Here is a 22,408-nt window from a genome sequence, read left to right as displayed (position 1 = left end):
CTGCCTCAAGCCGTGCGGCGCCAGACATAAACGACAACATACGGCGGCATATTGTTGTGAGCTGCACCACCGCCAACCGAGAGCATTTCGCCCCCGTCAGGCGCACCCACAGCCTGCTCAGCACCACTTCCGGTAGTGTCATTGCCTGTAAGAGACCCGCCGTATGGTGGTTTGAGCAGGTTTTTGAAAGTTGGGCCGGTATGGTGATGGGCCGGCATTTCGCCTGTCGTTAATGTGTGGGTTGCCTCACCACCTGTATCACCGGCGGTATAGCCTCCCCCTGCACTCAACAGCATACGCCCAGCTCCAAACGCCACCCATGTGCCGAATCCTAACAGTTCAGCCGGATTGGTCGCGATGCTCGCATTAAAGTACAGCGACCCGACGGAAAAGGCGGCCTGCAGTATATTGGCTGGAGCATACGAATGGGTGTGGTTGCCGGCAGCCACCTGGGTCCCCGCCGTGCCCGTATTCTTGTAGGCGGCATCACCCAGGCCCAGTATGGCTTTCACCTCTGCCAGTGTTTTTCTCACAAAAGCACCTGGTCCACTCCCAACCAGAAAGTCCCCGACCGCAAGAGCAAGATTATGAATATGTACCGCCACCGTATCCTTGCGGGCGATGTCATCGCCAGCTGAAGGTGCTGCAACCTTGGCCCGGCCCGCACTATCGCGCAGAATCAGACGATTGGCGGTCGCCGCCGGAGTTGATCCGTGGGGATTGGTCAGCAGAGCATGGGCATCAACGTATTCCTGACTGGCCATCACAATGTCACTGTCGATCTGCACTACCACGTCGCCACCGTTGGAAATGCGCAACCCGCCGCGTACCACGATCTGCTTCTCGCCTCCTGAGCCCGGAGCAGGTTTTTCGGTCATCGGGTATTTGCCGACCAGGATCAGATCGCCGGCAGCATCATAGATGGCAGCCTCGCGGATATCCCACCCCCCTACGTCAGCGGGGATGACTGTTTCAATCACGACCAGATCGGGCTGGGTCTGGTGGAGGTAAATTTTGTTTACCGCGCCGCGCCATCTCTCGTTGATCAGCCCATCAACCAAATCTTCCGGCTCGTGGTATTCCCCATCACCATCACCCACGGCAAATTGAGCCGGAGCGACCAGGGCGCCCCCAGCTTCGGCTGTGGCCCGTTTGGCAAGCCCCGTTGCCGTCATTATCCATCGGAATTCTGCGGGCATCAAAACGCTCCTTTACTCTGCGATCAATTGCTCGTCATCAAGCTCATCAATCAGCAACACGCCGTCGAGCTCATCAAACAGCCGTTCGCCGGTCACGGATTCCGGCTCGGGGAAAACCGTCACAACCTCAGTGGAAACCATCGCAAACGAGTAGCTCGGCACGGTGCCGATTATCGACTGTATGAAAAGGACCTCGGACAGTTTGGATCGAGCTGGCTTGATCTCGTTAATGGCCCATTCCACCTGAGCCTGTGAAAATAACGACTCGGTGCCGACCAACTCGCATTCCACCCAGAATTCCGCCCACCGCTCCGGGTCCTCGCCGCGCAGATTGATGACCCGGACATCGGCGAAACCGTAATAGGCAATCAGGACTTGGCGCAGTGCACCGGCGCGTCCCCCGCGGGAGTGCCAGAGGTACGCCAGCCGTACCCGGCCAATCCAGTGCGCCTCAGGTTCCTGTTGGGCACGCACGATCCCCCGCGACCGCGCAAAATGGGCCAACACTGCCGCTTCGCAACGTTCGGGCAAAAACTGATCACGCAGGGTACCGATCAGATCGCGGGCCGCATCGAGCAACTCCGCGCCACCCTCCGCCAGCATGGCCAGAGCACCGTGCTGCTGAATGAAGGGCAGCCGCAGGGTATCCCTGAAATATGCCCAGAAGAGTCGCATGCTACTCCTCGTCCGCCCAGACGTAGCTGAGTTCCAGGCTCTCCAGTACTGCCAGGCCGTCCGCGTCGACCGGCACATCATCGGCCGGGCTCGTCAGATTAACCTTCTTTACCCCCGCGATCATCAGCGGCCACTTCAGGCGATCCAGTGTAGCATCAGCACCCACTCCGAATGGATTGACGCCGGCCACCGCGGTGGTGCCGAACAGACTGCGCTCCCTATTCTCCGCCTGGGCCAGGATGGCCGCCGGATCTCCGGAGGAAATCACCAGTTCGGCCACAATGGCAACATCCACCGCCGTCGGTCCCTTTACCAACACATCATCGTTGATCGGCGTCAGCTCGTCGTCCGCGCCGGTGCCGTTGATTTTGGCGTCGACTGCCGCCACCAGTCCCTCGGTCGGCAATCCGGCACTGCCCTGAATAACAACGTCGATGGTGCCCTGGCCGCGCGGGTGCTGGTCCAGAATCCGCGCCGAAACAACGCCGGTCACCGAGAGCGCCCACGCCTGATATGCCTGCTTCGTGCATCCGGAAAGCCCCTGCCAGGCCAGCACATAGCGGAAGCGCAGCGGTTCGTCCTGCTCTTCATCCACCCCTTCCGCCGTCAACCAGCCTGCCCGGTTTTCGCAGACATCGACGCCGGGGATCACCGTGGAGATCTCGGAGATCTGGCCGGCCGTAACGTTGGCACCGGCGCCGTATTCCTCGGCCTCTACCACCACCGCCACTTCGGTGGCACCGTCCGGGATGATCACGGCGGCGGTCGTCACATACCGGTACACCGTGCCGCTGCCGTCGGGCTTGGTGCGCACCACCCGCCCGGTCGGGATAGGCACGTTGCCGGCGGCCGCCGCACGAGTGAAATAGACGATGCCGCGGGCCTTGGTGGCGGGCTTGCGGGTAATGCCCACCTGCTTGCAGTGCAGGTCCAGCCAACTACCGGTAGCAGTATCAGGAAACGCCTGTATCAGCACCAGGGCCAGGAACTGATACAGCTGCCACAGGCCCCAGCACCACAGCTCAATCAAGCCGCGCACGATCCCCTTATTGAGATTGAGCCGTATCGGAAGCCAGCCCTTTGCCGCGTACTCCTCCTGCACGGCCGCGATGCGGTCAAACATCTCCTGACGGATGGTGTCGAGGCTCTTAGAGACCAGATCTTGGATTGACATCTTTTATCACCATCTCCTGTTTATCGCTGTTGAGCGTCAGCACCAGGTTAAACGGATGATCCTCGCCAATGAACTCGAAGGATACATTGGCAGTGAATCCCCGGTCGTCGGAAGAAATCACCGTGCAGTTAGCGGTACCGAGGACGACTCGGGGATCTTCCTCAACGCGCTGCTCCACCTCGGCCTCGAACGCATCCCGCCGGGCACGGTCGTTTTCGTCGCGGTACCACTCGTGGATCAGACTGCCAAACTCGGTATCGTAGAACAGCGAGCCCAGGGGAGTCCCCAGGCGTAGACGGATATCCTGGACACCGGTGGCGGCTCCATCCGTCAGAATCAGCTCACCATTGCCGGCGACCAGGGGGCTGCCGAGATCATCCAGAGCTATATCGCGCCCAAACAGATCGTCCACCTACATCTCCTCGCCCGGCGAATCGGTAACACCGCCACCATCGCCGTTTTCCTGGTGTGTATGGCTATTGAATACAGACCGCATGCCGGCCATGCTCTTGGATCCACCGGCATCAGAAATATCGCCACCAGCCACGATATTGCCCGACACCCTCAGCTCCGGCGTGTCCATTGCGACCAAACTGGAAGCGGTCACCGTCACCTCGGGTGCCGTGATAAACGCCTTTTCCCCCGCCTCGATGATCCAGTCCACGTCCGTCGCTTCCACAATGTTCCCGGCCGGCGTGATCTTGATGAACACGCCCGGCTTCTGCTGGATGACGAATGCCCCGGCTTCACACGCCGGCGCCTGATTCTTCGCCCACCGGAAATTGCTGATGCGCGGATAGTCCGGATCTCCGTCGTAATAGGTGACATCGCACAGCGTACCGACCGCCGGCGGGCATACCACGCCACGCTCCGGCCCACCCCACAGGATCGGGATCTCCACCCGGGTAATGACCGGCTCTTTGGGATCATCGCTGTCATCGTTCCGCAGCGGCTGCACGTCCGCCCAGTACGCCCCGTTGGATGCATAGGTCTTGACCACCCGCCCCTTGCGCGGCATGCGGTAATAGTGGCGCAGGTTCGGCATCACCAGCTCCACCACCCGCTGCAGCAGGGATTTCAAATCGACCGGGCTACCCATGCTCAGCCCCATACCAGACATACGTCCGGCACCGGTCGGGCGTGCCCTCATGGCGTACCCGCACGGCGCGGTGCAATGCATCGATGCCGCGCCGGTCATCCTGCAGACGGAATCGACGCGAATGGCTCAGGTCCGGCAAAAGGAACGCCTCTATCAGGGACAAGCCCCGCGGCCAATCCTGCGGCCGGTGATCGATCAGATTATCGGTGGTGGCGATCGTCACCACGTCGCCCGGTTCGTCGTGATTGCCCCAGTTGACGCCGGCTTTACCCATCCACAACGCCCATCCGGACATATCGAGACCGAATGCCTGACTGCAGCTGTGCTGCAGCTGCTGAACCAGCTGCCAGACCGGAATGTTGGCGGCGGAAACACGAGGCAACTGTACGCCGGGTGATGAGATCGTGCCGAAAGCCAGGCCCGCCTGACGGATCGCCCAGGCCACAATTGCTTCCGGACTCTCGTTTTCCCAGCTCTGCATGATACGGGTCGTGGCCAGCGGCAGAGAGCGGTCGGTTGCCACGACTTCCAGCTGATCGGCGGTCGCGCCGGGATAACGCCCGGTCACGGTGCCGGTCCACTCCGCCGGCACCTGGTTGCGGTAGCCCAGGCGGATGGTCACCGCGTCGCCGATCGCGATCGTCCGGTACAGATCACCCTCCGGATCGGGCAGGGTGATGCCGGCCCGGCCCAGCGGGTAATGGCGCTGTGAATCGATCCACCAGCCCGGTGCGCGGTAGACCTGCAGGTCGCCGATCGTTATGTCGAGGCGGATGCCGGAGATTTCCATTATTTCAGTCCTGCTTTGTAGCCCGCTATCAATGGATTATCGTCCTTGACGATGGATGGTGCGGGTACCGGCTTGGCCTTTGCCGGCGGGGGCGCTCCGAGGGCCGCTTTGCTCGCATTGGCCTGCTGTTCGCGCTTAACCACCGCTGGCAAATGCTCGGAGAAAGAGAGTACTGCCCGAATCACATCGCACTGATCATCCTCGTCCGATTGCAGCCCTGAAAAAACTACCCGGCTAACTCCACGGGAACGCAAGTGACGGTTGGTGACGTTGTAGATTTGCGGATTGGCGCCCTTATCGCTATCTTTGAAGTACGTGTTGATGATGGCCAACTTGGTATAGCAATCGCTCTCATTGTCGCAGATCAAATCAACGGTCAGCTTGATGTCGGCATCTTCCCAGCCCTGGGGGATGCGATTTTTCCCACTCATATGGTCGCGAGTGGCCCGGTCGAACCGTACCCCGGCGTTGACCGATATTCCCACCAGGATGCCCGGCAGCAGGTCCTTCCCCAGCCGCACAGCACCATCTTCAAATGAGAGATATCCGTCAGTCGCCATCATGGGCCTCCACCAACGCCTGCAGCTGGCGAATAAAATCCTGGGCGTTGTTGACATCGTTCAGTTGTACGGTAAGATTTTGGATGATGATCGTGCGACCGCTGGAGCCGGAAGAGCTGCCGCTGCCGTCCCGTTGTGCCATAACCGCCTGTGACGGAACCGCAACCGCTGCCGGCGGCGGGGCAACGGCGATGCTGGTGGAAAGCGCGGCACCGGCCAGGGCCGTGGCCATGGTCCGCTGCAGGCTGGGAGCTGCCCCGGTGATCCCTGCCCCCAGGGTGGACATGATCCGCGACCCGGAGAGCGTCAGGGTAGAGAGCGGCCCCTCCTTGGCGTCGCTGAAAGGGAGCAGGTTGCGCACCCGCTGGAATACACCCTTGACCGTCTCGTACGGCTGGTCCGCAACCGACTTGATGCCGGCTACAATGGGCTGTATGAATGCTTGGCCGACCGTGAACAGGGCACTGAACATGCCGCCGAGCAGTGACGGGATGGAGTTGAGCATCCCGGCCAGGGCATCCGATATGGCGGTGGAGATGGCCGGAATGGCGGACCAGAGCCGCTGAAGCACATCCCAGATCAACGAGAACGGGAAGAATATTATTTGTGCCAGGCCGATCAAGTACTTGACGACTCGGCCGACACTGAACCCGATAGCGAACAACGATACGTCGATGCCGGTCTTGAACCACTCCACGCGGCGGTACATCCACACGAATATCCCACCCAGCAGAGCAACCGCGGCGACGATCGCAGCCACGATCCAGGTCACGGGATTGGCCAGCAGCGCCGTGGTCATGCTCCACAGGGCAGGGACGGCACTCAGGGCCGTCAGGCGGATCAAAGCAAACGCCTTGGCCAGCAGCCCGAATCCGACAATCATCTTGGTGACCAGCGTGCCGCCGATGCCGATGGCCAACAGCAACCCACCGGCAGCCAGGGCGGTGGCGGTCAGCGCTATGGCTACGCCGGCAATCACCCCGGCCGTGCGCGGATTCGCTACAATCCAGCTATCGAGCCGTCCAGCCAGGTCGTTCACTACCTGCATTACACCGATCAGCCCGGCCACCTTGGCAACTACCCCGCCGACATGGGCCACCACGTTGGCAATAGTGCCGGTCAGCGTTTCCCATTGCATCTTTGCCCCGGACATGATCTCGGTGATCTTGGTCTGCATGTCCGCCTGCTGCCGGATGCGATCGAGCATCTGATCGTAACCCTCGACGCCGCTCTTCAGCAGCACGGCCAGGGGCCGGGCTGCCTCATCTCCGAACAGCTTTTTCAGGGTGATTATCTGCTCCTGGGGATTGAGCGCCTTCAGCTTCTCCAACTCAGCGACCATCGGCCGCAGACCCTTGAATTCCCCCGCTCCATTGAAGAAGTTGAGCCGGACGTTGTACTTGTCCAGGATCGGGCCGACCAGCTTCGCGATCTGGCCCTTGTCCAGCTTGTGGCCGATCTCGGCCATGCGGGAAAATGCCTGGCTCATGTTGGTGCCGGCGGTCGACCCCTCAATGCCGGCGGCCGCGAGCACGCCTATGATGGCGGAAAAATCACGGGCCGACTCCAGCCCCTGCAAACCGAGCAGCTTCAGCGACCCACCGGCATATTTGAACGTGTAGGCCAGATCGCCCACCTCCACACCGGAGGCATACTTGAGCCGTTGCAGCAGATCCATGAACCGGACCATATCCTCGTCGGCCACCCCCATGCTCTCGGAGAACTTGGCCACATGGGTTGCCGACTCGGTAAAGCTGAGCTCCATCAGGGCCGCGAAATTGGCGGTAGCTTCCCCCATGCCGTCAAGGATGCGGTTGGTCTGCACCCCCTGGTTGCGCAGGGCGATGAACATGCCGATCATATCCTTGGTAGAGCCCGGCAGAGAGGAACCGAGTTTGTCCGCCAGGGTGTTGAGCCGTTCGTATTCCGGGCCGACTGCGCCGGCGGAATCCATCAGGGTGGTGCGTAGCCGGAGCTGCGCCTCCTCCAGGTTGGCAAACTGGGTCACGGCCACGCCCAGGCCGAGCGCTCCGGCAATCCCGGCGCCGGCAATCCAGCGGCCGTAATCCTTGAACCGGTCGAAAACCGGCTGAAGCTTCTCCGCCTTGGCTGCCAGGCCGTCGATGCTGTTGGAGATGGCCTGCACCGGTCCGGAGACCATGTCCATCACCCTGAGGAGTATGCCGAGTTGGAAGAGTGATTCCATGTTATGCGTTCCGCAAGTGTGAAACGAACTCGGTTATTGCATCACGTAGTTTTTCCATTTTGACGATAAACTCCGCCATATCATCGAAATCAGACCGATGCAGTCTGACCTTGTTGTGACAATCGGAAATTTCCAGAAATGTGATTTTCTCTCTTTTCCCATCACGGTCCCAAGGTGAATCCCCATGGAATGCGACTGCAGATCCGGTAGAGGAATGGCCTTCTGCATTCAGCCAATAGCGTTTTGAATAATTGTGCATAGTTCATTTCCCCCCGAACGCCTTGGCCACCGCGTTTGTCAGTAACGTTGCCTGCCGGTCCTCTATCCATAACGCTTCTACGTATTGCTCCATCAATTCTTCCAGCTCCTGGGCCGGCTCAGTATGGAGGTAGTGCCGAACCAGGAGCCGCATCTGCATAATATGGTTGTTTTTCAGCTCCTCCCGGAGCTCTAGAGCTTTTTTGTAGAAAGACTCTCGTTCATGCCGATGGCGCTCTGCAGCTCGTTATTCAGCGCCACCATACGCCCCGGCATGTCTTCAAATTCGGCCTCCAGCTCGGCCTTTGTGGGGCTGATTGCTTTTTCGAACAACAGATCGTTGACCGCCTGGAACGTCTTTCCTTTTGTCACGGTCCCGATGAACCGCTTCATATCCAGGACCGTCGGCTTGAGGAAATAGTAGATTTTGCCGTCCTCTCCGGTCAGCTCCAGGATCTTCTTTCCCGCCTGGATCGCCTCATTGACTACCTGCGGCACACTCGTACTAGTGCTTTTACCCTTGCCCTTGTCAGCCTGTTCATCCAGTTTTTCCATGTCAAAACTCCTTTGATGGTTGTTGCAGGGCGGCCTGTGCCACCCCGCTGAGAATGGTTAAAACGACACGGAAACTCCGACCGTCAACCCCATGGCCGGACGCTCACCCCAGCCGATCGGCGACAGGACCTTCAGGTCGTATTGCCGCTGACCGGCGTTCTCATCGCCCTGTTTGTTGGCCGTGCTGGTCTTGACGATCTTGCACGACGGCAGCACATCGGTAATGGTCGGCTGCCCTTCGGTCGCGTAGGAAACGACGATGTCGAACGGCTGGCTGTCGTACACCGACCCGCCCAGCTTATCCTGGAGGCGCTGCGCCTCGTCCAGGTCCAGCGACATTTTTGCAGAAGCCTTGTAGTTCTTCCGCCCATAGCCGCGGGGCGTGGAACCCTTGCCGTAGCGTTCCTCAATGGGCCGCTCATCATCGTAATCGATACTGGAGATACCGATGGCGATGCCACCGGGCAGCTGCACCTCAATAGATTCCCAGTCATACAGGTTGCCGTTGATCATGGTTTCTCCTCCCTTACTGCAGCCGCGGGTCAAATGCCCCGCCGGCATATACATAGTTGGCATACAGTTTGATTTTGCGGATGATCGGGATGCCGATCAGGGTCATTTCCACTGCCACGCCGTTATTGACGATGTCCTGGTTGGGCGGAATCGTAATCTGGTGCGCGGCCAGTTCGCGCGGTATCGCCCGTACCATGGTGTTCAGGGCTGCCTCAATGCCGGTTTTGAGATACGCCAGGCCGGCGGCATTGGCGCCCAGGGTCGGGTCGCCAGCTTCGTCGTACATCGAGCGCAGCGCGGCGATCCGGCTCAAGCGTGTCGCCTTGAAGACCACCCTCAGCACGGTCAGAAACTGGAAATCACTGGTGACGTCGGCCATGGTCCGCTCGTCGCCCCAGTAGACTCCGGAGAGGCCGGCATAGCGCCGCGCGGTGATGTATCCGGCGGTCTCCAGGGTCGACTGGTGCGCCGAGGTGTATAGGTCGCTCAGGGTCAGTTGCGAAACCGGGCCGTCCAGCACCCGGCCGAGCGCCCGCATGACCGGTATGGCCAGCAGCCGGCCGGTGGCCAGTCCCGCGGCATTGCGCGTGATCCGCTTACCGGTCGAATCGGAGATCTCGCCGTATGCCGAGCAGACCGATACGAAGCGGTGGGCAAAACCCTGCCGCTCGGATACCAGCGCCGCGGTCCAGTCGTCGATCGATTCGCCGTCGTACGGGAGGCGGGTTTCGGCAAGAAAGAACGTCGGACGGTGCGCGTTCCACAGCTCGTCCGCCCGCACCCCCAGGGCGGCCCAGTCCGAGGAGTCGGAGGGGCCGACCACATGCACGAACTCCATGTCATAGAGCGAGAGCGGAGTTTCCAGGGCTTCAATGACCGCCGCGACCGACGGCACAGGCTCCTCGATCCGGAACGAATAGGTATCCCCGGCCACGGCATCGTTGTCCGGGAAGGTAATGGTCACCCCGGTTGATCCCACGGCGATCAGCCCGTCTACCGGAATGGTGCGCAGTCCGCCCCAGGAGTCGCCGCCGTCCAGGGACAACTGATAGGTGCCGGTATTGCGGCCGCCGGCCGAGATAATCCGGAGCTGTACCTCCGCGGCTGCCTTCACGGTGCCGGCGGCGGTGATGACCGGGCCGGTGCCCACCCGTGTGACCGGGCCGATCGGTACGCGGACGGTGGTCGCGTAGGTGTCGCCGGCAACGTGCACACCGGCCGCCAGGACCAGCGTGGCGCCGGACGTGCCGATCGCGATCTGTCCGTTTGCCGGCGTTGCCGTTGTCTCTCCCCAGGTGGCGCCACCGTTTTCAGAAAGCTTGTAGGTGGCGGTGGCGAGAGCGCCACCGACGACGATCTGCACTACCGCCGTGCTGTTGCCTGCAGGTGCTCCGCTGACGGTCGCCGTAGGACCGGTGCCGGTATGCTCCACCGGGGTGATATAGCCACCGGGCAACCCGGCCACAGGGACGGCAATTATCACCGGAGCTTGTCCGCCGGGGGCGAAGGCATCGCGCAGCCGGTCCACCAGCGGTCCGACTCCCAGCAGCGTATCCAGATCGGACGACTTGCCGAGCAGGTAGCCTTTGCCCACTTCCCCCAGGGAACAGACGCCGACCATGATACAGGCACCCTCAACCCCACCCGGGGATATCCCGCTGGTGCCGTCAATCAGGAACTCAAAAACATCGTTCATGTGCCAACCTCCGTTGATTAACGCCGGCCGGCGCTCATGGGCCGGTTGCGATATGCTTCCATGGCCGCCTCAAAGTCGGCCGCCGTCAGATGTTTGCCAGGTGCCCAGCCGTTTGCCCGGCACATACCGGCCACGGCATATGCCGGCATGCCGCGCTCGGCGGCCAATGCCTCAATCGGTTGGAGCCGGCTGTCGCCAGACTCCGGCGCCACCATCAAGCGCGGCCGGTTTTTTTCCTTCTCCCTGTTGTCCATCTGGATCTCCTTTCCTTGTCAGGCCCCGACATGCGGGGTGATCGTCACGCTGGGAATGATCGGTATGTTGGTTGTGGTCTGCAGGCCACCGGTGAACACTATCCGGACAATTGCCAGCCGCGGCCGGCGTAATTTCCGATCGCGCTCGGTTTCGCTGTCGGATGGGCGCTCTCCATCCTGGGGATTGACGCGGATGGCGCTGTTGTCGGTGTCGGCAATAACCCGGTAGTTTGCCACCGCCTGCCGGAACTGCTCGGCCATGCCGACGAACGAGGTATCTCCCCACAGGGCATCCGCGCTGCCGTAGAGCAGACAGCGGAACATGATTTCCCGCTGATAGCGGCGCCGGGTGAGGTCATACGCCGTCTTGCCGGCGTTGCGCGTCCGGGCAATCAGGCGGCCGTGCTTTCTGTCACGGTCCTGCAGCGGCAGACAACAGACGGCGAAATCGTTGTCCTTCAGGAAATCAAGCGGCATCTCGGTGAAAAAGATATTCTCAGGGGTCGCCGATCGGTACGGCCGGGTGCTGCCATCCCGAAGAGTAAGTTCTTCAAGGCGCTCGGTAAGGAATATCTGGCACGCGATCATCATTTCTTGAACACCTCAATGGCGATGCCCTTCAGCTCGCGCTCGATCCCCGGCTTCATCTCTTCAAAGGTCGGCTTCCAAAGCTTGCGGGGCGGGATCTTCGTGCCGTCGTCCTTGGGCTGCTCATGGATCAGGGCAATGTCCGTGACATCGTTGCCCTGCTTGGTCTTCACTCCGCGCCGGACACCCACCATGCCGGTATAATCGTCGGACTGGGCGGTGGTGATGTTGGAATACATCTGGTTGCTGGCCCGCAGGATGTCGGGTGAGAGGCCTTTCCGCTCCTTTGTCTTCGCGTATGCTTCGGAGAGCTCCGGCCACTCCAGGTCCTGCTGGTCCACGTGGCCGAGCACCTTCGCCTCGATCTTCTTCAATTGACGGCCGATCGTGCGGCGGCTTTCTTTTGCCAGATTGGGACCCGCCTGCTTCAAAACCTGCTGCAGCCGGCTCCAGTCGCCGGTCAATTGCACGCTCCGGCCAGCCATCAGCGCTGCACCGACAACCGCACCAGGATCGCCTGGCCACGAAAGATCGCCCGGTCGGATAATTTGACGATCGCATGCCGCTTGCCCTTTATGACGATCCAGTCGTTTTCCAGGGCGATCAGTACCGTGTCGGTCTCCGGATCTATCAGCCCCTGCTCGGCCAGATAGTCGCGGTGGAAGGCCACCACCCACCGCTCGGTCACATCGTCCTGGTCGTCCCGGACATATCGCTCGCCCTGGACTACCGAATAGTCTTCCTGGTCGTCCGGAGTGAGCCCGGCCAAAAGGGGAAACTCCTCGCCCGTCTCCCTCCGGAGGATGACCGGGGATTTGTGAAACGTGTCGGTCACGTTGCGTATTGCAGCCCGGAACTGGTCAACATTGTCTTGAGAGAGCAGGTCCATCATTCCATCACGATCATGGCCACGCCGGTGTCGGCGGGTTGAATACCCTGCCGGCGCTCGGCAATGGATCTGGTCAGGGCCGTTTCCATGGTGTCCAGAAACTTGAGCTTGTCGACGAACTCCGCCCTGCCGGCGCCGTCGCCTTCGACCTTGGACATTTCCTTTTTGTAGTGACTTCTGGCCGGCAGCAGCAGGGCCTTGGCGGCCAGATCCGCTATCAGGCTCTTGCGGGTGGTGGAAAGCTCCGCCTCGGGGATCCCCTCGTAGCCGGCCAGGGCCTGCGCCTCTTCAACGACAACCGGAAGCGAGGCGTTGAACAGCGTCGCCTCGTCCGGCAGTCGGTTTTTCACCATGTCGATGATGGTGGCCATCTATTATTCTTCGTCTTCGCCGATCGTGAAGACCTTGGCGCCGTCCGGGAAGATCCTGGAGAAGCCGATCACGTTGGAGATCACCGTATCCTGGAGCTGCTTGTCGATGACCTTTTCGGTCTCGATCAGCTCGGCACCGCTTTCCTTCACCAGTTCCAGGGCCGCGGACTTGGAGACGATGGTGATCTGGTTGTTACCCAGGGCTGATTCAGTCCAGTTGAACCGTTTCAGCGGCAGGCCGAACGGAGTGGCGAACTCGCCCGTGGCCGCGGTCTTGAAGATGTACGGCGTCTGGAACTCGGGCAGGTTAAGGATGGCGCTCATCTCCGTTTTCTTGGCCGCAAACACGGTCCCGGCAAATCGGTCCATGTTCAGGTAGAACTCCAGGAGTTTGCTGTAACTGAGTGGAGTGGCCTCTGTGGCCGGGGCCGCGTTGTCGTTTCCGTCGCCGTTGTTGATGTTGTACATGGCAAACGCCACGTTGCGCTTGGCGATCCGCTGCCCGATCAGCTGCAGGTGTGCGGCGAACAGCGGCAGCTTCATCCGGCGCAGCACCTCATACGAGGCGTTGAGCTTGAGTCCAATCTTGGCCAGGCGCACCGAATTTTTAGCGCTGGTGATGCTGACGCTGGGGAACATGCCCCCCTCGGCAATCCGGGAGAAGTCCAGCTTCTTCTCGTCGTACACCGCCTTGAACGTATCGTAGACGCCCGAGTCGATGGTGGTCTCGGTGGCGACGACGTCTTCCAGGGTCAGGTCGATGGCGGTCAGACCGGCCAGACCGATGCGGACGTTACGGTTGATGAACTCGGGAAAGAGATAGATGTCATCCTGAGTACGGTAGAAGCGCTCGACGGTATGCTTCCGCAGGTTGATGTCCTGCTTCATCAGCGCAAACTCGAACGCATCGAGGTTGGCCTCCTCCGAGGGATTCTCCTGAGCCAGCAGTTCGGACACCGTTATGCCCAGGGTACGGGCTTGGCCGTACATTTCACGACAGAGTTTCATTGCCATTTGCGGATCTCCTTATTGATGGGTGATGGTCTACGGGCAGCACATGACCAGGGTATGGGCCGTGGTATCCTTGGTGAGCACGAACATGGGCCGGCCGACACTGGCGTCGGTACCGCCGGCCAGATTGGTGGCGGCAACCGCGACGACCGCGGCTGCGCCGGTGCTGGCGCCGGTATGTGCCACCGTGACCAGATCCGCCGCGGAACTCGCCTCGATGGCTGCTTTGACCAGGGCGGCGGTAGAGGTGATGGCGCTGGCGCCGTCGGTGGCCAGGGTGACGTTGATGTCCCGGCCGACCACGTCGACCGAAAGGGTCACGTTATTGCCGGGCGGGTCGATCAGCGTGATTGTGATGTCGTTACCGTCCGCGCCGGCCTTTTTGGCGGTGAACGTCAAGGCGTTGTTGTTGGCCACCACGCCAGTTGCCAATGACGCGGCCACGGCTGCAGCAGGTGGCTTGACACCTCCCAGGCCGTCGGCAACCAGGTGCTGATAGTTGAGGCCGGGGTTGCCGGTATAAGAAACCTCCACACAGCAGTCGCAGCAGCGCACGGCGCCCACCTCGGGCGAGGTGTCGATCTTGATCAGCTTGCCGAAGAAAACGTCCTCGGCGGCGCACAGATCAACCGTGCCATTGGCAGAGACCTTGACTACCTTTCCTTCGTCGGAGCGGATGATTCCCTCCGCCAACAGAAAAGTCATATCATTGACTTCCAACTCGTTGAAGCTCACGCCCAACATATCTTTCCAGCTCATGAGATACCTCCGTGATTGGTTGATGAACGGTTACAGCTTGTAATCAGCGGCCCGCTTCCCGCCGGCGGCATGGCCTTCCGGCGCGGGCCGCGACGACTGGCGCTTCAGCTTTTCACCACATTTCGGGCAGGCCAGCGGCACCTTGCTCTCCACCGCCTGCTCGTACTCCTCGCACAGGGCGCGGGCCGTGGCCAGATCTGCGGTGCGGATCACGCCGGTGATAAAGCGCTCCAGCGCCCCTTCGCCCTTGAGCACCTTGTAGAGCGTCTCGGCCCTGGTACGGGTTTCCTCCAGGAGCTGCTTACCGAGCTGGGCCTCCGGCTCCAGGCCGGCAATCTTGGTTTTGAGGCCGGTAACGGTCTCGTTGATCTTCCCCTCCAGGAGCTCCGCGGACAACTCGGTGCCGGCGGCGATCCCCAGGAGGGCCATGGTTGCTGCGGTCAGCTTCATGTCCTTTTCCTCCTCAGTGTTGTTATGGTCAGGGGCGCCGCTGGCGCCCGCCTCTAATGCTTTGGCATACGGGTCCTCACCCTCCCAGACGATGGAAACCTCGCCGGCATTGGTGATCTTGGTGACGATCAGCCGCACCACTTCGCCGTCGACTACCTCGCCCAGCCGGGACCAGTAGTAATCCAGGTTGGGATGCGATTTTTCAAACTCGAACCAGATGGTCACGCTGCAGGCCCGCAGTGCCCCGGTCTCCACCCCCCTGGCCAACGAGGGGTCAATGATCTTGTCGACGGCCAGCAGGCAGTTGATTCCTTGCGGATCGTTCTGATCATCCCAGAGCGGACCCTGGGTAAAACCTTTCCACCTGGTCACGTCGATGGAGTGGTTGGCGTAGAGGGTCAGCTTCTCAAACAGCGGCACCGCAGCCTTGAGCACTCCCGGCTGGCGAAAGTCGAAAAACCGGTAGGGGGTGACGGTGGCTGACAGTATTCTGAAGATGCGGCCCACATACTCTTCGGGATTAAGCCCGCCGTTTTCCTCTCCCTCGGCCGACGCAAAACTGAAGGGTGTATCCGTGCCCGGCAGGGGGCACCCGGAGATCGTTCCCCCGAACCTGGCTTTTGCAAATCCATCTCTCAGCACCTGGAAACTTTCGTTTTTCTGTTTTTCAGCCATCACAACCTCCTCGCGACATAGCCCTGGAACGCTCAAATTTAGTTTATAAACCGCCTAAACGATGCCTGCCCGACCCGTCAGTCGACTGCCGCTTTCCGGTGGCGGCATTTCGGGTGATACGGGGGGGTCTCGAAACCTGCCGCTTGCAGCTCGGCGTCGCTCATTTCCGTGACCTGGTCGGCCGTGTATTTGTTGGACAGAAATGGCGGCAGGTCGTCGGGCTTCTCGAATCCCTTTTCCAGGGTCCGAGCCAGCCGCGTTGCGGCTACCTGGACATCAAACTTCCGCCCCAGCATCGACTTGCAGTGGGCGCAGATGGGAAACGTACTCGGCCCCACGATCTGATAGCGCTTGATCCCGGCCTCGTAGAGAGAGAGGGTCTGCCCCATGTTCTGCACGCGCCCCATGGTGGTGGAAACGAGCTGCTCGATCTTGTAGAAGCTGGTCTCATTGACCAACCCGGTGAACGTCCGTGTGAACTCTGCCCACGTCTCCGGGTCGCGGATGTTGAGCCCCTTGGAGATATATTCATCCTGCAGCCAGGAGATGAACTGCTTGCCCACGGTCTCGTTGTTGGCCAGGTAGTTGCCGCGGCCGAAGTAGAACTGCTCCACATTGGTCAGGTAGCGCAGGGCATTCTGGTCGACCACGGCAATGTCGATGGTATCGCCGGCAAGGCGCTGCCCCGGCGGCCCCGCAGGTGGTTCTTGTCCTCGTACCGCCAGCGGCGCCATTGGGAGCTGACGAACTGGTTGCAGACCTCCATCACGATCGTTTTGCTGATCTCGCTGCGGAGCGTGATTTCGAACGCCGTATATACTGCCAGTGCAAACCCTTTCAGACTCCGGCGGTGATTGCCGTTGTCGATGTAATCTGCACCCGCGGCTATCCCCGCCTTGATCGCCTTCTCCTCCGGCCCCTCCAGAACCGCCTGCAGGGCCGCGATATAGTTCTGGTCCTGGCGATCGTCGGCCGGCTGTTCCAGGCGGATCACCTCCGGCCGGAACGTATAGCGCCCGGTCTGCCGGTTGAAACGGAACTGCACGGCAGAAAAACCGGCCGGAGTCTGGTTGCCGGCACGAAAGCCGGTGGCCTTCTCGTATCCCAGTTCCTGCGCCGCTTCATCGCTGGTAATGATCCCGCCATCCCGCTTCTTGAGCACATTCTCAATCCGCTGGCCTTCCGTCTCGGCTTTGTCCTTGGCCTTGAGCGTGTCGTTGTTGTTCCAGGTTACCGACACCTGGGCATCAATCCCGTGCAGCAGCAGGTCGAGGGCATAGCCCTTCTCCAGGAATCGCTTGATCATCCGCCGGGCAACGCCGAGCTTTGCGGTGAAACGGTCGTAATCCACCTGGGCGTAGGTCTCGGTCGTGCTGTAGGAGCGGCCCGCCATGCTGGGGGGAATATCCAGGGCTGAAAAAATCTGCTCCTCGTTCATCTCCCACACCGATTTCGCGCCGGCAGCGGCACCGGCGTTGGTGGCGTTGTGCTTGATCTCCTGATCCTTGTAGTGGACCGCCACTCCCTTGCTGATGTTCTGTTTGTACGCCTTGGCATAGTCCTTCAGCCGTTGCGTCAGGCGGTTCTTGTAGGCCTCGTCGTTCTCTCCCGCACGCTGCTGCGGGACCTCCATGCTCACGTCCATGAAGCCGAGCAGGCCCATCTTGCGGATGATGGCGCCGATGTTGTCCGTGGCGTCCAGCTGCACCTCAATGTTCTTCAGAGTCGCGTAGAACAGCGGGATGGCATAGGGAGATCCGTCCACGGTCTGGAGCGGCATATAGCTGTAGGTGAACGGGTTGAGCTGCACGTAGCCGTTGTTGCCTCCGCTGATCTGATTGGTCATCTGGTGGGGAGTCATGACCCCGTCCACCCGACGGAAGCGGATGCGCTTCACCGGTACAACAGCACAGTCAGCGACGCCGTCGCGCAGGTTGTCGCTGATCACCCACTCGGCCGAGAGCGCCCCCATGAGCGGGATCTGGCGAAGAAAATGGTTGACCAGGCCGTCCACCCCGCCGCCGGTCAGATAGACCGAAGCGGCCAGGGCATTGAGCCGGTCCAGAGCGGCCTGGGGGTTGCGAGCCTCCACGGTCAGCTCGTGGCCGGTGTTGCCCAGGTTGACCCAGATCTGCAGGGCCTGGGAGATGTCCGGATTGAAAATGGAGAGCGGCTCCAGTACATCCAGGAACTCCAGAGGAAACGGCGCACCGACGAACGAATAGAATCCAGCGAGCTTGCCGAGCACACCGGTGATCTGGTCCTCGGGTACCGAGATCTGCCCGACGTCCACGGCCGGAGTTTTGCGGGCAAATCGCCACCAGCTCATGCGCGGGCCTCCGCGAATTCGGGGTAGCAGTCGGCAACACGGATACCCGAGCCCTTCTGCAGGAAACTGATGGCCATTTCCGAGGCGTCAGGCCCGTCATCGTTGACCGTGTTGTTGTTGATGTACACGAACTGATCCACCAGGGTCTTCTGGTCCGAATGACGGCGCTCGAACTGCATTTTCTTGTGCTCCCACAGATATTCGCAGGTACCGACGATCCGGGCGATCTTGTTGGCCTGCGAACCATGATGGAGGGGAGCCCAAGGGAGGTAGTGGCCAACCTCTCTGGCGTAGTTCTGAATCGCCTCGTGGAGAAAGTCCTTGAGCATGTTCTCCTCAATCGGACAGCGCCCGGGATACTGCTCGTTCTGTGCGTAGGCCGCGGCAAACATTTCCCCGATCGAGCGGCGCTTTATCCACGCGTGCATGCACCTGAAGATCATTGATTCGCGGTCGAACCCCCAGGTGACCACGGCCCGGAAGTCGCTTTTCTCGGTGGCCGTGGCTGACGGGTCGACGGCGGTGGCAAAGATCAGCTGGCGTTCAACCACCTGGATGCGGTCGAAGTAGGTGGCCGTATCCTCCGGGAAGGGACTGTCTTCTTCCGTGCTCTTGTTGCGGAACTCTCTGTTGAAGATGCGCTTGGTGACCAGCTTCATCTTGCGCATCAGCTTGTCCCAGGGCCAACGGGCCGGCCACAGGGTGATCTTGTTCTCCTCGTCCACAATGGCGTCGTAGACCTTGGAGGTGTAGAGCGGCAGGCCGGTTTCCTCGTCTTCCATGGCGATCATCTGAGAGATGGCACTCTTGCCGTGGAACACATTGCCCACCATGGTGGCCGAGCAGTCTCCTTCAAGACAGCCGAGCACCTCGCCCTGGATGAATTCCACGATGGACTTGGTGACCGTGGGGCTCTTGACCGTGCTGTTGTCTTCCAGGTCATCCAGGCCGATATCGTCGGGCCGGTAGGGACCATGCGACTTGCCGCGCCACTGATCACCCCGGCCCAGGGCCTCAACCAGGGTGCCCCCCTTGGTAAGGAAAAAATCATCGCCCCAGGTGCGGGTCTTGGCGATCACGTCGCCATAGTCATGGCGCAGCCGGGGGTTGTCCTCCAGTTCGACCTTGATCTTGACCGTGAAGCGCTTGGCCTGGTCGTGGATGTTGGAGCCCAGCATGATGTACTTGCGGAGCTGCTTGCAGATGCGGTAGATGCGCAGCCCTACCGTGACGATAGTTGTCTTTGCGTGGTCGCGTGGCGCACCGATGAAATTGAGACCTGGCTGGTCGGCAATCTCGCACCATTCGGCATGACACGGTGCAAAGTCGGTCCGGGCGTAGTGCGGCATGTAGGTCTTGATGAACTCCAGGGGATCGTTGCAGCGTTCGATGCGCTCCCGCTTCTTTGCCGGAGTATCGTTCTCGAACGGCGAAACGCTGTCGGCAATGAGCTTACGGAGGCCGGCGACGTAATCGTCGTACTGGCGCTCCGTTATGTTCTGGGTCTTACGCATTGCCATTCATCAACTCCATCTTGTAATCCGCAGTCAGCTTGTCGATGTGGCGAGCCAGGAGCGGGAGACCCTCGGGATCGTTTTTCTTCATCCATCCGACCAGCCACTGCAGGTTTTCCAGAAAGAACTTGGGTCGGTCGAAACCGACGCCGGCGGCCTGACGATTCTGGATGTCACAGATAGTCTTGATCAGGGAGTTGAAGGCGTAGGTGGCCTGGGTATCAATGCCGGTGGGGCCCAACGTCTCAAAGTACTGCTCATACTTCTTCTTCTGATCAAGCAACGCCTTGAGCATCAGGTTATCGGCGGCATTGTCGGCTACTTCCTGACTTACCGCATCGGCCCGCGCCGCCCGATTCTCCCAGCCGAATTTTTCCTTCCAATCGTAGAGCGTCGGTTTGGTGAGAGAGAGGCCGTGCTGATCGCGCAGGGTCCGCAGGGTCAATTCAATGTTGCCACTGCACTCTCGCCAGACAGTGAAGGCAGTCTCTCGGTTCTCGACCTTGTACGATTTCCCCTTCATAACGCCTCGTCGATACCCTTTTCGCAGGTGTGGCCGTCGAGCAGATCCCAGCCGGAGGCGGTCAGACAGGCGAATTCGATTTGGAAGCCATAGCCCTTCTTTTTCGTCAGGGTCACATAGCCCTTCTCCTCCAGGTAGCGGAGATGGGCTGACAAGGCTTCCTCGGGGATCGGATAGCCGAGGTTGTCCAGGGAAAACTGCAAGACCCGCAGGTCGAGACTGCCGGGATACTCGGTGCGCAACAGCTCCAGGAGCGTCACGCGAATCCGCTTGTTTTTTTCGCTGCTCAGTCCGGGCGGTGTCATTGATCCCCCATGCATCGGTGCTTTTCGCACTCTTCTTTCAAGTCGATAAACTCGTTCCGAGCCTCCAGGAGCCCCTGGATGTGCTGTGCGGTATACTTCATGAGCACCAGCATCTCTCGGTGCTCGCCGTTGTCTCGGGAGACGAACTCCTTCAACGACGTCTGCAATCCCTCCATAGCCTTGGCCTGGGAGGCGAGGGCCACCGCCTGGGCCTGTTGGGCATCAATGGCCTTGCCGGCAAACTTATCGAGCAGCTTGTAAAGCCCGAGCATCATCAGGCCGGCCAGCACTCCGCCCGGTCCCCAGTTAATCAGCGATTCGATCAACTTGTTGACCATCAAATCCTCCAGTGCTCGTGTAGTGTCTGGCAGTTTATGCATCTGCGGCAGCCGGGTACTGCCAGCCGGCGCGCTGTGGGGATTTCGTCTCCGCAGTCCAGACAGGCGGAACCGGTGTAATTTCCCGGTTCCCGCCCGGCTTGTTGCTGCTGCAGAACAAACGCCTGGAAGTCTTCATTCACCACCTGGGCGCGGTCGACGTCGTCCATCAGGATGGCGAGTCTTGCCCGAAAGTCAGCTCGGGCCAGGTAGCAGAGAGGGACGCCTGCAGAGCACTGCGCAGCTCTTCAGCGGTCAGATCGGAACGGAATGTGGTGATCAGCTTCTCGCCTTCAATCACGGCGCTCTGAAGGAGCGGTGCAAGGACGATAATCAGTTGAGCGATGGCGGCGGGGTTCATTTGCCACCTCCCGCCAGAGTTTTCATGTTGGCAGCCAGCGACTGCACCCGTTGTAAGGTGGCGGCAAATGCCGCCGGATCACCTCCCCCGGACGTCATCAGCAGGTACGCATCCACGGCGGTGTCGTAGGCCGGTTTGGCCTGCTCGTAGGCAACCCGGGCGGCGGCGCATTTGTCGGCAGCCATGGCTCCTGATCGACAGAGCCCATCAACGGCCGGGGCCGCGGTGACAATAGTGCTCTTGACTGCCAGCAACGATTTGCCGGCCAATACCTGCGGACTGTCGGATGCCGCTGGTGTTGAAACGGCACCGGTAGTGGCGCAGCCGGCCAACAGCATCAATCCGCCCAGGGCCAGCATGACGACGAGCAGCGGCAGCGAGACAAATCCGGCCTGCCCGTTGTCCTGGTTGGTCGGGGTGGTGCCTGTGACAGACCAGTCAAGGGATGTACCGGTAACGATCCGCAGCGCCAGGTTGATGACGGCCAGTATGCTGCCCTGGAGTTCCGGGCTGATGATCCAGGCGCTGTTAAGGGCCTGGGCGGTCATGGCGATGATGGCGACCACGTTGATCCAGAGGGTTTTCGATTGCCAGATGGGCTTGCTGTTCATGGGGGCTCCTTTACACTGCCAGTATTTTCAAAGCCTCGGCGTAGCGAGCCTGCCGATCGGCCAGACCGTTGACGCCGGCGTTGATGCTTTTGGTAACTGCCAGGACATTGCCGGCGTCGGCCAGCGGATTGATATTGCGTGTCGACCAGTACCAGCAGGCCGATTCGATCGCGCCTTCGTAGGTCAACAGGTATGCCTCGGCCGCATCCAGGGGCTGGCCGATGGCCTTGGCGAACGCCTCGCGGTTAGCCCGGCCGGTAAGCTGGATCAGGCCATAACCACGGAAGCGCCAGCCGTCGCCGCTGGACTCGGGACCGTTGCCCATGCGGTTGGCGTAGCAGTTGTTGGCGATCGCCTCGGGCTGGCGGTGGAGGCGCCGGGCCAGGTCGTTAGGGACCTTGGTCGCGGCCTTGGGATCGACGGCGTACCGGGTGGGCCACGTCCTGGCCAGCCCCTCCGCGCTGTAATTGAGGTTTTCGGTCAGGTCGGTGAAACCGTCGGACTCGTGCCCCGTCTGGGCCAGGAACATGGCTAGGCGCAGAGGGTTGTTGTAGATAGCGTACCGCGGCAGGATGCCGTTCAGCGCAGCCGCCCAGGCCTCGGGTTCGGTGGAGCGAGGAAACAGGCGCCGGAATTGTTCCACCGTGATCAGCATTTGTGGTCTCG

General features: G+C 60.7%; 29 protein-coding genes. All 29 read right to left on the bottom strand.

Annotation, left to right across the window (positions count from 1 at the left end):
- Nucleotides 1–5: 5 nt before the first annotated feature.
- The 29 genes from GSVR_RS17440 to GSVR_RS17300 all read right to left on the bottom strand — a co-directional run bounded on the left by GSVR_RS17440 (nucleotide 6) and on the right by GSVR_RS17300 (nucleotide 22,397).
- Complete coding sequence (locus GSVR_RS17440; RefSeq protein ID WP_173200071.1) at nucleotides 6–1,199, bottom strand: phage tail protein; 1,194 nt, start codon at nucleotides 1,197–1,199, stop codon at nucleotides 6–8.
- Between the two features lie 12 nt (nucleotides 1,200–1,211).
- Nucleotides 1,212–1,874, bottom strand: a complete 663-nt coding sequence (locus tag GSVR_RS17435) for a phage tail protein (RefSeq protein WP_173200069.1) — start codon at nucleotides 1,872–1,874, stop codon at nucleotides 1,212–1,214.
- Nucleotide 1,875: 1 nt separating this feature from the next.
- Complete coding sequence (locus GSVR_RS17430; RefSeq protein ID WP_173200067.1) at nucleotides 1,876–3,048, bottom strand: baseplate J/gp47 family protein; 1,173 nt, start codon at nucleotides 3,046–3,048, stop codon at nucleotides 1,876–1,878.
- Nucleotides 3,023–3,460, bottom strand: a complete 438-nt coding sequence (locus tag GSVR_RS17425; protein WP_173200065.1) for a baseplate assembly protein — start codon at nucleotides 3,458–3,460, stop codon at nucleotides 3,023–3,025. Before GSVR_RS17425 ends, GSVR_RS17430 begins: the two co-directional genes overlap by 26 nt.
- Nucleotides 3,461–4,147, bottom strand: coding sequence for a baseplate assembly protein (locus GSVR_RS17420; RefSeq protein ID WP_173200063.1), 687 nt, complete (start codon nucleotides 4,145–4,147; stop codon nucleotides 3,461–3,463).
- Nucleotides 4,140–4,937, bottom strand: a complete 798-nt coding sequence (locus tag GSVR_RS17415) for a hypothetical protein (protein ID WP_173200061.1) — start codon at nucleotides 4,935–4,937, stop codon at nucleotides 4,140–4,142. The genes GSVR_RS17420 and GSVR_RS17415 overlap by 8 nt, the downstream gene beginning before the upstream one ends.
- A complete protein-coding gene (locus tag GSVR_RS17410; protein WP_173200059.1) occupies nucleotides 4,937–5,500 on the bottom strand; it encodes a hypothetical protein in 564 nt (187 codons plus the stop codon). Before GSVR_RS17410 ends, GSVR_RS17415 begins: the two co-directional genes overlap by 1 nt.
- Nucleotides 5,487–7,703, bottom strand: coding sequence for a phage tail tape measure protein (locus tag GSVR_RS17405; protein WP_173200058.1), 2,217 nt, complete (start codon nucleotides 7,701–7,703; stop codon nucleotides 5,487–5,489). The genes GSVR_RS17410 and GSVR_RS17405 overlap by 14 nt, the downstream gene beginning before the upstream one ends.
- A 450-nt stretch (nucleotides 7,704–8,153) precedes the next feature.
- Entirely contained in the window at nucleotides 8,154–8,516 is a 363-nt protein-coding gene (locus tag GSVR_RS17400; RefSeq protein WP_173200056.1) for a hypothetical protein, read from the bottom strand.
- Between the two features lie 57 nt (nucleotides 8,517–8,573).
- Nucleotides 8,574–9,029, bottom strand: a complete 456-nt coding sequence (locus tag GSVR_RS17395; RefSeq protein WP_173200054.1) for a hypothetical protein — start codon at nucleotides 9,027–9,029, stop codon at nucleotides 8,574–8,576.
- A 13-nt stretch (nucleotides 9,030–9,042) separates the two neighbouring features.
- Nucleotides 9,043–10,725 carry a DUF2586 domain-containing protein gene (locus GSVR_RS17390; protein ID WP_173200052.1) on the bottom strand — a complete coding sequence of 561 codons (1,683 nt, stop codon included), beginning with the start codon at nucleotides 10,723–10,725 and terminating at the stop codon, nucleotides 9,043–9,045.
- 17 nt (nucleotides 10,726–10,742) lie between these two features.
- Complete coding sequence (locus tag GSVR_RS17385; protein WP_173200050.1) at nucleotides 10,743–10,979, bottom strand: hypothetical protein; 237 nt, start codon at nucleotides 10,977–10,979, stop codon at nucleotides 10,743–10,745.
- Between the two features lie 18 nt (nucleotides 10,980–10,997).
- Nucleotides 10,998–11,570, bottom strand: coding sequence for a hypothetical protein (locus tag GSVR_RS17380; RefSeq protein WP_173200049.1), 573 nt, complete (start codon nucleotides 11,568–11,570; stop codon nucleotides 10,998–11,000).
- Complete coding sequence (locus GSVR_RS17375; RefSeq protein WP_173200047.1) at nucleotides 11,567–12,052, bottom strand: hypothetical protein; 486 nt, start codon at nucleotides 12,050–12,052, stop codon at nucleotides 11,567–11,569. Before GSVR_RS17375 ends, GSVR_RS17380 begins: the two co-directional genes overlap by 4 nt.
- Nucleotides 12,052–12,459, bottom strand: coding sequence for a hypothetical protein (locus GSVR_RS17370; protein WP_173200045.1), 408 nt, complete (start codon nucleotides 12,457–12,459; stop codon nucleotides 12,052–12,054). The genes GSVR_RS17375 and GSVR_RS17370 overlap by 1 nt, the downstream gene beginning before the upstream one ends.
- Nucleotides 12,456–12,827, bottom strand: a complete 372-nt coding sequence (locus tag GSVR_RS17365) for a hypothetical protein (RefSeq protein WP_173200043.1) — start codon at nucleotides 12,825–12,827, stop codon at nucleotides 12,456–12,458. Before GSVR_RS17365 ends, GSVR_RS17370 begins: the two co-directional genes overlap by 4 nt.
- Nucleotides 12,828–12,830: 3 nt before the next feature.
- Nucleotides 12,831–13,841 carry a hypothetical protein gene (locus GSVR_RS17360; protein ID WP_173200041.1) on the bottom strand — a complete coding sequence of 337 codons (1,011 nt, stop codon included), beginning with the start codon at nucleotides 13,839–13,841 and terminating at the stop codon, nucleotides 12,831–12,833.
- 30 nt (nucleotides 13,842–13,871) lie between these two features.
- Nucleotides 13,872–14,597 carry a hypothetical protein gene (locus GSVR_RS17355; protein WP_203978712.1) on the bottom strand — a complete coding sequence of 242 codons (726 nt, stop codon included), beginning with the start codon at nucleotides 14,595–14,597 and terminating at the stop codon, nucleotides 13,872–13,874.
- Nucleotides 14,598–14,627: 30 nt separating this feature from the next.
- Nucleotides 14,628–15,722: a hypothetical protein gene (locus tag GSVR_RS17350; RefSeq protein WP_203978711.1), complete on the bottom strand. Its 1,095-nt coding sequence runs from the start codon at nucleotides 15,720–15,722 to the stop codon at nucleotides 14,628–14,630.
- Nucleotides 15,723–15,799: 77 nt separating this feature from the next.
- Nucleotides 15,800–16,372: a hypothetical protein gene (locus GSVR_RS17345; RefSeq protein ID WP_203978710.1), complete on the bottom strand. Its 573-nt coding sequence runs from the start codon at nucleotides 16,370–16,372 to the stop codon at nucleotides 15,800–15,802.
- Complete coding sequence (locus tag GSVR_RS17340) at nucleotides 16,342–18,051, bottom strand: hypothetical protein (protein ID WP_203978709.1); 1,710 nt, start codon at nucleotides 18,049–18,051, stop codon at nucleotides 16,342–16,344. Before GSVR_RS17340 ends, GSVR_RS17345 begins: the two co-directional genes overlap by 31 nt.
- Nucleotides 18,048–19,571, bottom strand: coding sequence for a hypothetical protein (locus GSVR_RS17335; RefSeq protein ID WP_173198886.1), 1,524 nt, complete (start codon nucleotides 19,569–19,571; stop codon nucleotides 18,048–18,050). The genes GSVR_RS17340 and GSVR_RS17335 overlap by 4 nt, the downstream gene beginning before the upstream one ends.
- Nucleotides 19,558–20,088: a hypothetical protein gene (locus GSVR_RS17330; protein WP_173198885.1), complete on the bottom strand. Its 531-nt coding sequence runs from the start codon at nucleotides 20,086–20,088 to the stop codon at nucleotides 19,558–19,560. The genes GSVR_RS17335 and GSVR_RS17330 overlap by 14 nt, the downstream gene beginning before the upstream one ends.
- A complete protein-coding gene (locus GSVR_RS17325; protein WP_173198884.1) occupies nucleotides 20,085–20,393 on the bottom strand; it encodes a winged-helix domain-containing protein in 309 nt (102 codons plus the stop codon). Before GSVR_RS17325 ends, GSVR_RS17330 begins: the two co-directional genes overlap by 4 nt.
- The gene (locus GSVR_RS17320; RefSeq protein WP_173198883.1) at nucleotides 20,390–20,731 is read right to left on the bottom strand and encodes a hypothetical protein; all 342 of its coding nucleotides are present in this window, start codon (nucleotides 20,729–20,731) and stop codon (nucleotides 20,390–20,392) included. The genes GSVR_RS17325 and GSVR_RS17320 overlap by 4 nt, the downstream gene beginning before the upstream one ends.
- A complete protein-coding gene (locus GSVR_RS17315) occupies nucleotides 20,731–20,940 on the bottom strand; it encodes a TraR/DksA C4-type zinc finger protein (protein ID WP_173198882.1) in 210 nt (69 codons plus the stop codon). The genes GSVR_RS17320 and GSVR_RS17315 overlap by 1 nt, the downstream gene beginning before the upstream one ends.
- Nucleotides 20,940–21,131 carry a hypothetical protein gene (locus tag GSVR_RS17310; protein ID WP_173198881.1) on the bottom strand — a complete coding sequence of 64 codons (192 nt, stop codon included), beginning with the start codon at nucleotides 21,129–21,131 and terminating at the stop codon, nucleotides 20,940–20,942. The genes GSVR_RS17315 and GSVR_RS17310 overlap by 1 nt, the downstream gene beginning before the upstream one ends.
- Entirely contained in the window at nucleotides 21,128–21,742 is a 615-nt protein-coding gene (locus GSVR_RS17305) for a hypothetical protein (RefSeq protein WP_173198880.1), read from the bottom strand. Before GSVR_RS17305 ends, GSVR_RS17310 begins: the two co-directional genes overlap by 4 nt.
- A 10-nt stretch (nucleotides 21,743–21,752) precedes the next feature.
- Entirely contained in the window at nucleotides 21,753–22,397 is a 645-nt protein-coding gene (locus tag GSVR_RS17300; protein ID WP_173198879.1) for a glycoside hydrolase family 19 protein, read from the bottom strand.
- Nucleotides 22,398–22,408 lie beyond the last annotated feature (11 nt).

It is taken from the genome of Geobacter sp. SVR (genome assembly GCF_016865365.1).
Taxonomy (GTDB): domain Bacteria; phylum Desulfobacterota; class Desulfuromonadia; order Geobacterales; family Pseudopelobacteraceae; genus Pelotalea.
Note: the sequence above shows the minus strand (reverse complement) of the source record. Positions and strands in the feature narration are given on the sequence as shown.

Bases quoted from the DNA above. Each gene is read 5' to 3' on its own strand.
- GSVR_RS17410 (WP_173200059.1), bottom strand. From the start codon at position 5,500: ATGATGGCGACTGACGGATATCTCTCATTTGAAGATGGTGCTGTGCGG.
- GSVR_RS17320 (WP_173198883.1), bottom strand. From the start codon at position 20,731: ATGGTCAACAAGTTGATCGAATCGCTGATTAACTGGGGACCGGGCGGA.
- GSVR_RS17330 (WP_173198885.1), bottom strand. From the start codon at position 20,088: ATGAAGGGGAAATCGTACAAGGTCGAGAACCGAGAGACTGCCTTCACT.
- GSVR_RS17375 (WP_173200047.1), bottom strand. From the start codon at position 12,052: ATGGCTGGCCGGAGCGTGCAATTGACCGGCGACTGGAGCCGGCTGCAG.
- GSVR_RS17355 (WP_203978712.1), bottom strand. From the start codon at position 14,597: ATGAGCTGGAAAGATATGTTGGGCGTGAGCTTCAACGAGTTGGAAGTC.
- GSVR_RS17325 (WP_173198884.1), bottom strand. From the start codon at position 20,393: ATGACACCGCCCGGACTGAGCAGCGAAAAAAACAAGCGGATTCGCGTG.
- GSVR_RS17435 (WP_173200069.1), bottom strand. From the start codon at position 1,874: ATGCGACTCTTCTGGGCATATTTCAGGGATACCCTGCGGCTGCCCTTC.
- GSVR_RS17305 (WP_173198880.1), bottom strand. From the start codon at position 21,742: ATGAACAGCAAGCCCATCTGGCAATCGAAAACCCTCTGGATCAACGTG.
- GSVR_RS17350 (WP_203978711.1), bottom strand. From the start codon at position 15,722: ATGGCTGAAAAACAGAAAAACGAAAGTTTCCAGGTGCTGAGAGATGGA.
- GSVR_RS17400 (WP_173200056.1), bottom strand. From the start codon at position 8,516: ATGGAAAAACTGGATGAACAGGCTGACAAGGGCAAGGGTAAAAGCACT.
- GSVR_RS17415 (WP_173200061.1), bottom strand. From the start codon at position 4,937: ATGGAAATCTCCGGCATCCGCCTCGACATAACGATCGGCGACCTGCAG.
- GSVR_RS17440 (WP_173200071.1), bottom strand. From the start codon at position 1,199: ATGCCCGCAGAATTCCGATGGATAATGACGGCAACGGGGCTTGCCAAA.
- GSVR_RS17380 (WP_173200049.1), bottom strand. From the start codon at position 11,570: ATGATGATCGCGTGCCAGATATTCCTTACCGAGCGCCTTGAAGAACTT.
- GSVR_RS17390 (WP_173200052.1), bottom strand. From the start codon at position 10,725: ATGAACGATGTTTTTGAGTTCCTGATTGACGGCACCAGCGGGATATCC.
- GSVR_RS17365 (WP_173200043.1), bottom strand. From the start codon at position 12,827: ATGGCCACCATCATCGACATGGTGAAAAACCGACTGCCGGACGAGGCG.
- GSVR_RS17315 (WP_173198882.1), bottom strand. From the start codon at position 20,940: ATGGACGACGTCGACCGCGCCCAGGTGGTGAATGAAGACTTCCAGGCG.
- GSVR_RS17340 (WP_203978709.1), bottom strand. From the start codon at position 18,051: ATGAGCTGGTGGCGATTTGCCCGCAAAACTCCGGCCGTGGACGTCGGG.
- GSVR_RS17300 (WP_173198879.1), bottom strand. From the start codon at position 22,397: ATGCTGATCACGGTGGAACAATTCCGGCGCCTGTTTCCTCGCTCCACC.
- GSVR_RS17395 (WP_173200054.1), bottom strand. From the start codon at position 9,029: ATGATCAACGGCAACCTGTATGACTGGGAATCTATTGAGGTGCAGCTG.
- GSVR_RS17430 (WP_173200067.1), bottom strand. From the start codon at position 3,048: ATGTCAATCCAAGATCTGGTCTCTAAGAGCCTCGACACCATCCGTCAG.
- GSVR_RS17385 (WP_173200050.1), bottom strand. From the start codon at position 10,979: ATGGACAACAGGGAGAAGGAAAAAAACCGGCCGCGCTTGATGGTGGCG.
- GSVR_RS17420 (WP_173200063.1), bottom strand. From the start codon at position 4,147: ATGGGTAGCCCGGTCGATTTGAAATCCCTGCTGCAGCGGGTGGTGGAG.
- GSVR_RS17335 (WP_173198886.1), bottom strand. From the start codon at position 19,571: ATGGCAATGCGTAAGACCCAGAACATAACGGAGCGCCAGTACGACGAT.
- GSVR_RS17310 (WP_173198881.1), bottom strand. From the start codon at position 21,131: ATGAACCCCGCCGCCATCGCTCAACTGATTATCGTCCTTGCACCGCTC.
- GSVR_RS17405 (WP_173200058.1), bottom strand. From the start codon at position 7,703: ATGGAATCACTCTTCCAACTCGGCATACTCCTCAGGGTGATGGACATG.
- GSVR_RS17360 (WP_173200041.1), bottom strand. From the start codon at position 13,841: ATGGCAATGAAACTCTGTCGTGAAATGTACGGCCAAGCCCGTACCCTG.
- GSVR_RS17370 (WP_173200045.1), bottom strand. From the start codon at position 12,459: ATGATGGACCTGCTCTCTCAAGACAATGTTGACCAGTTCCGGGCTGCA.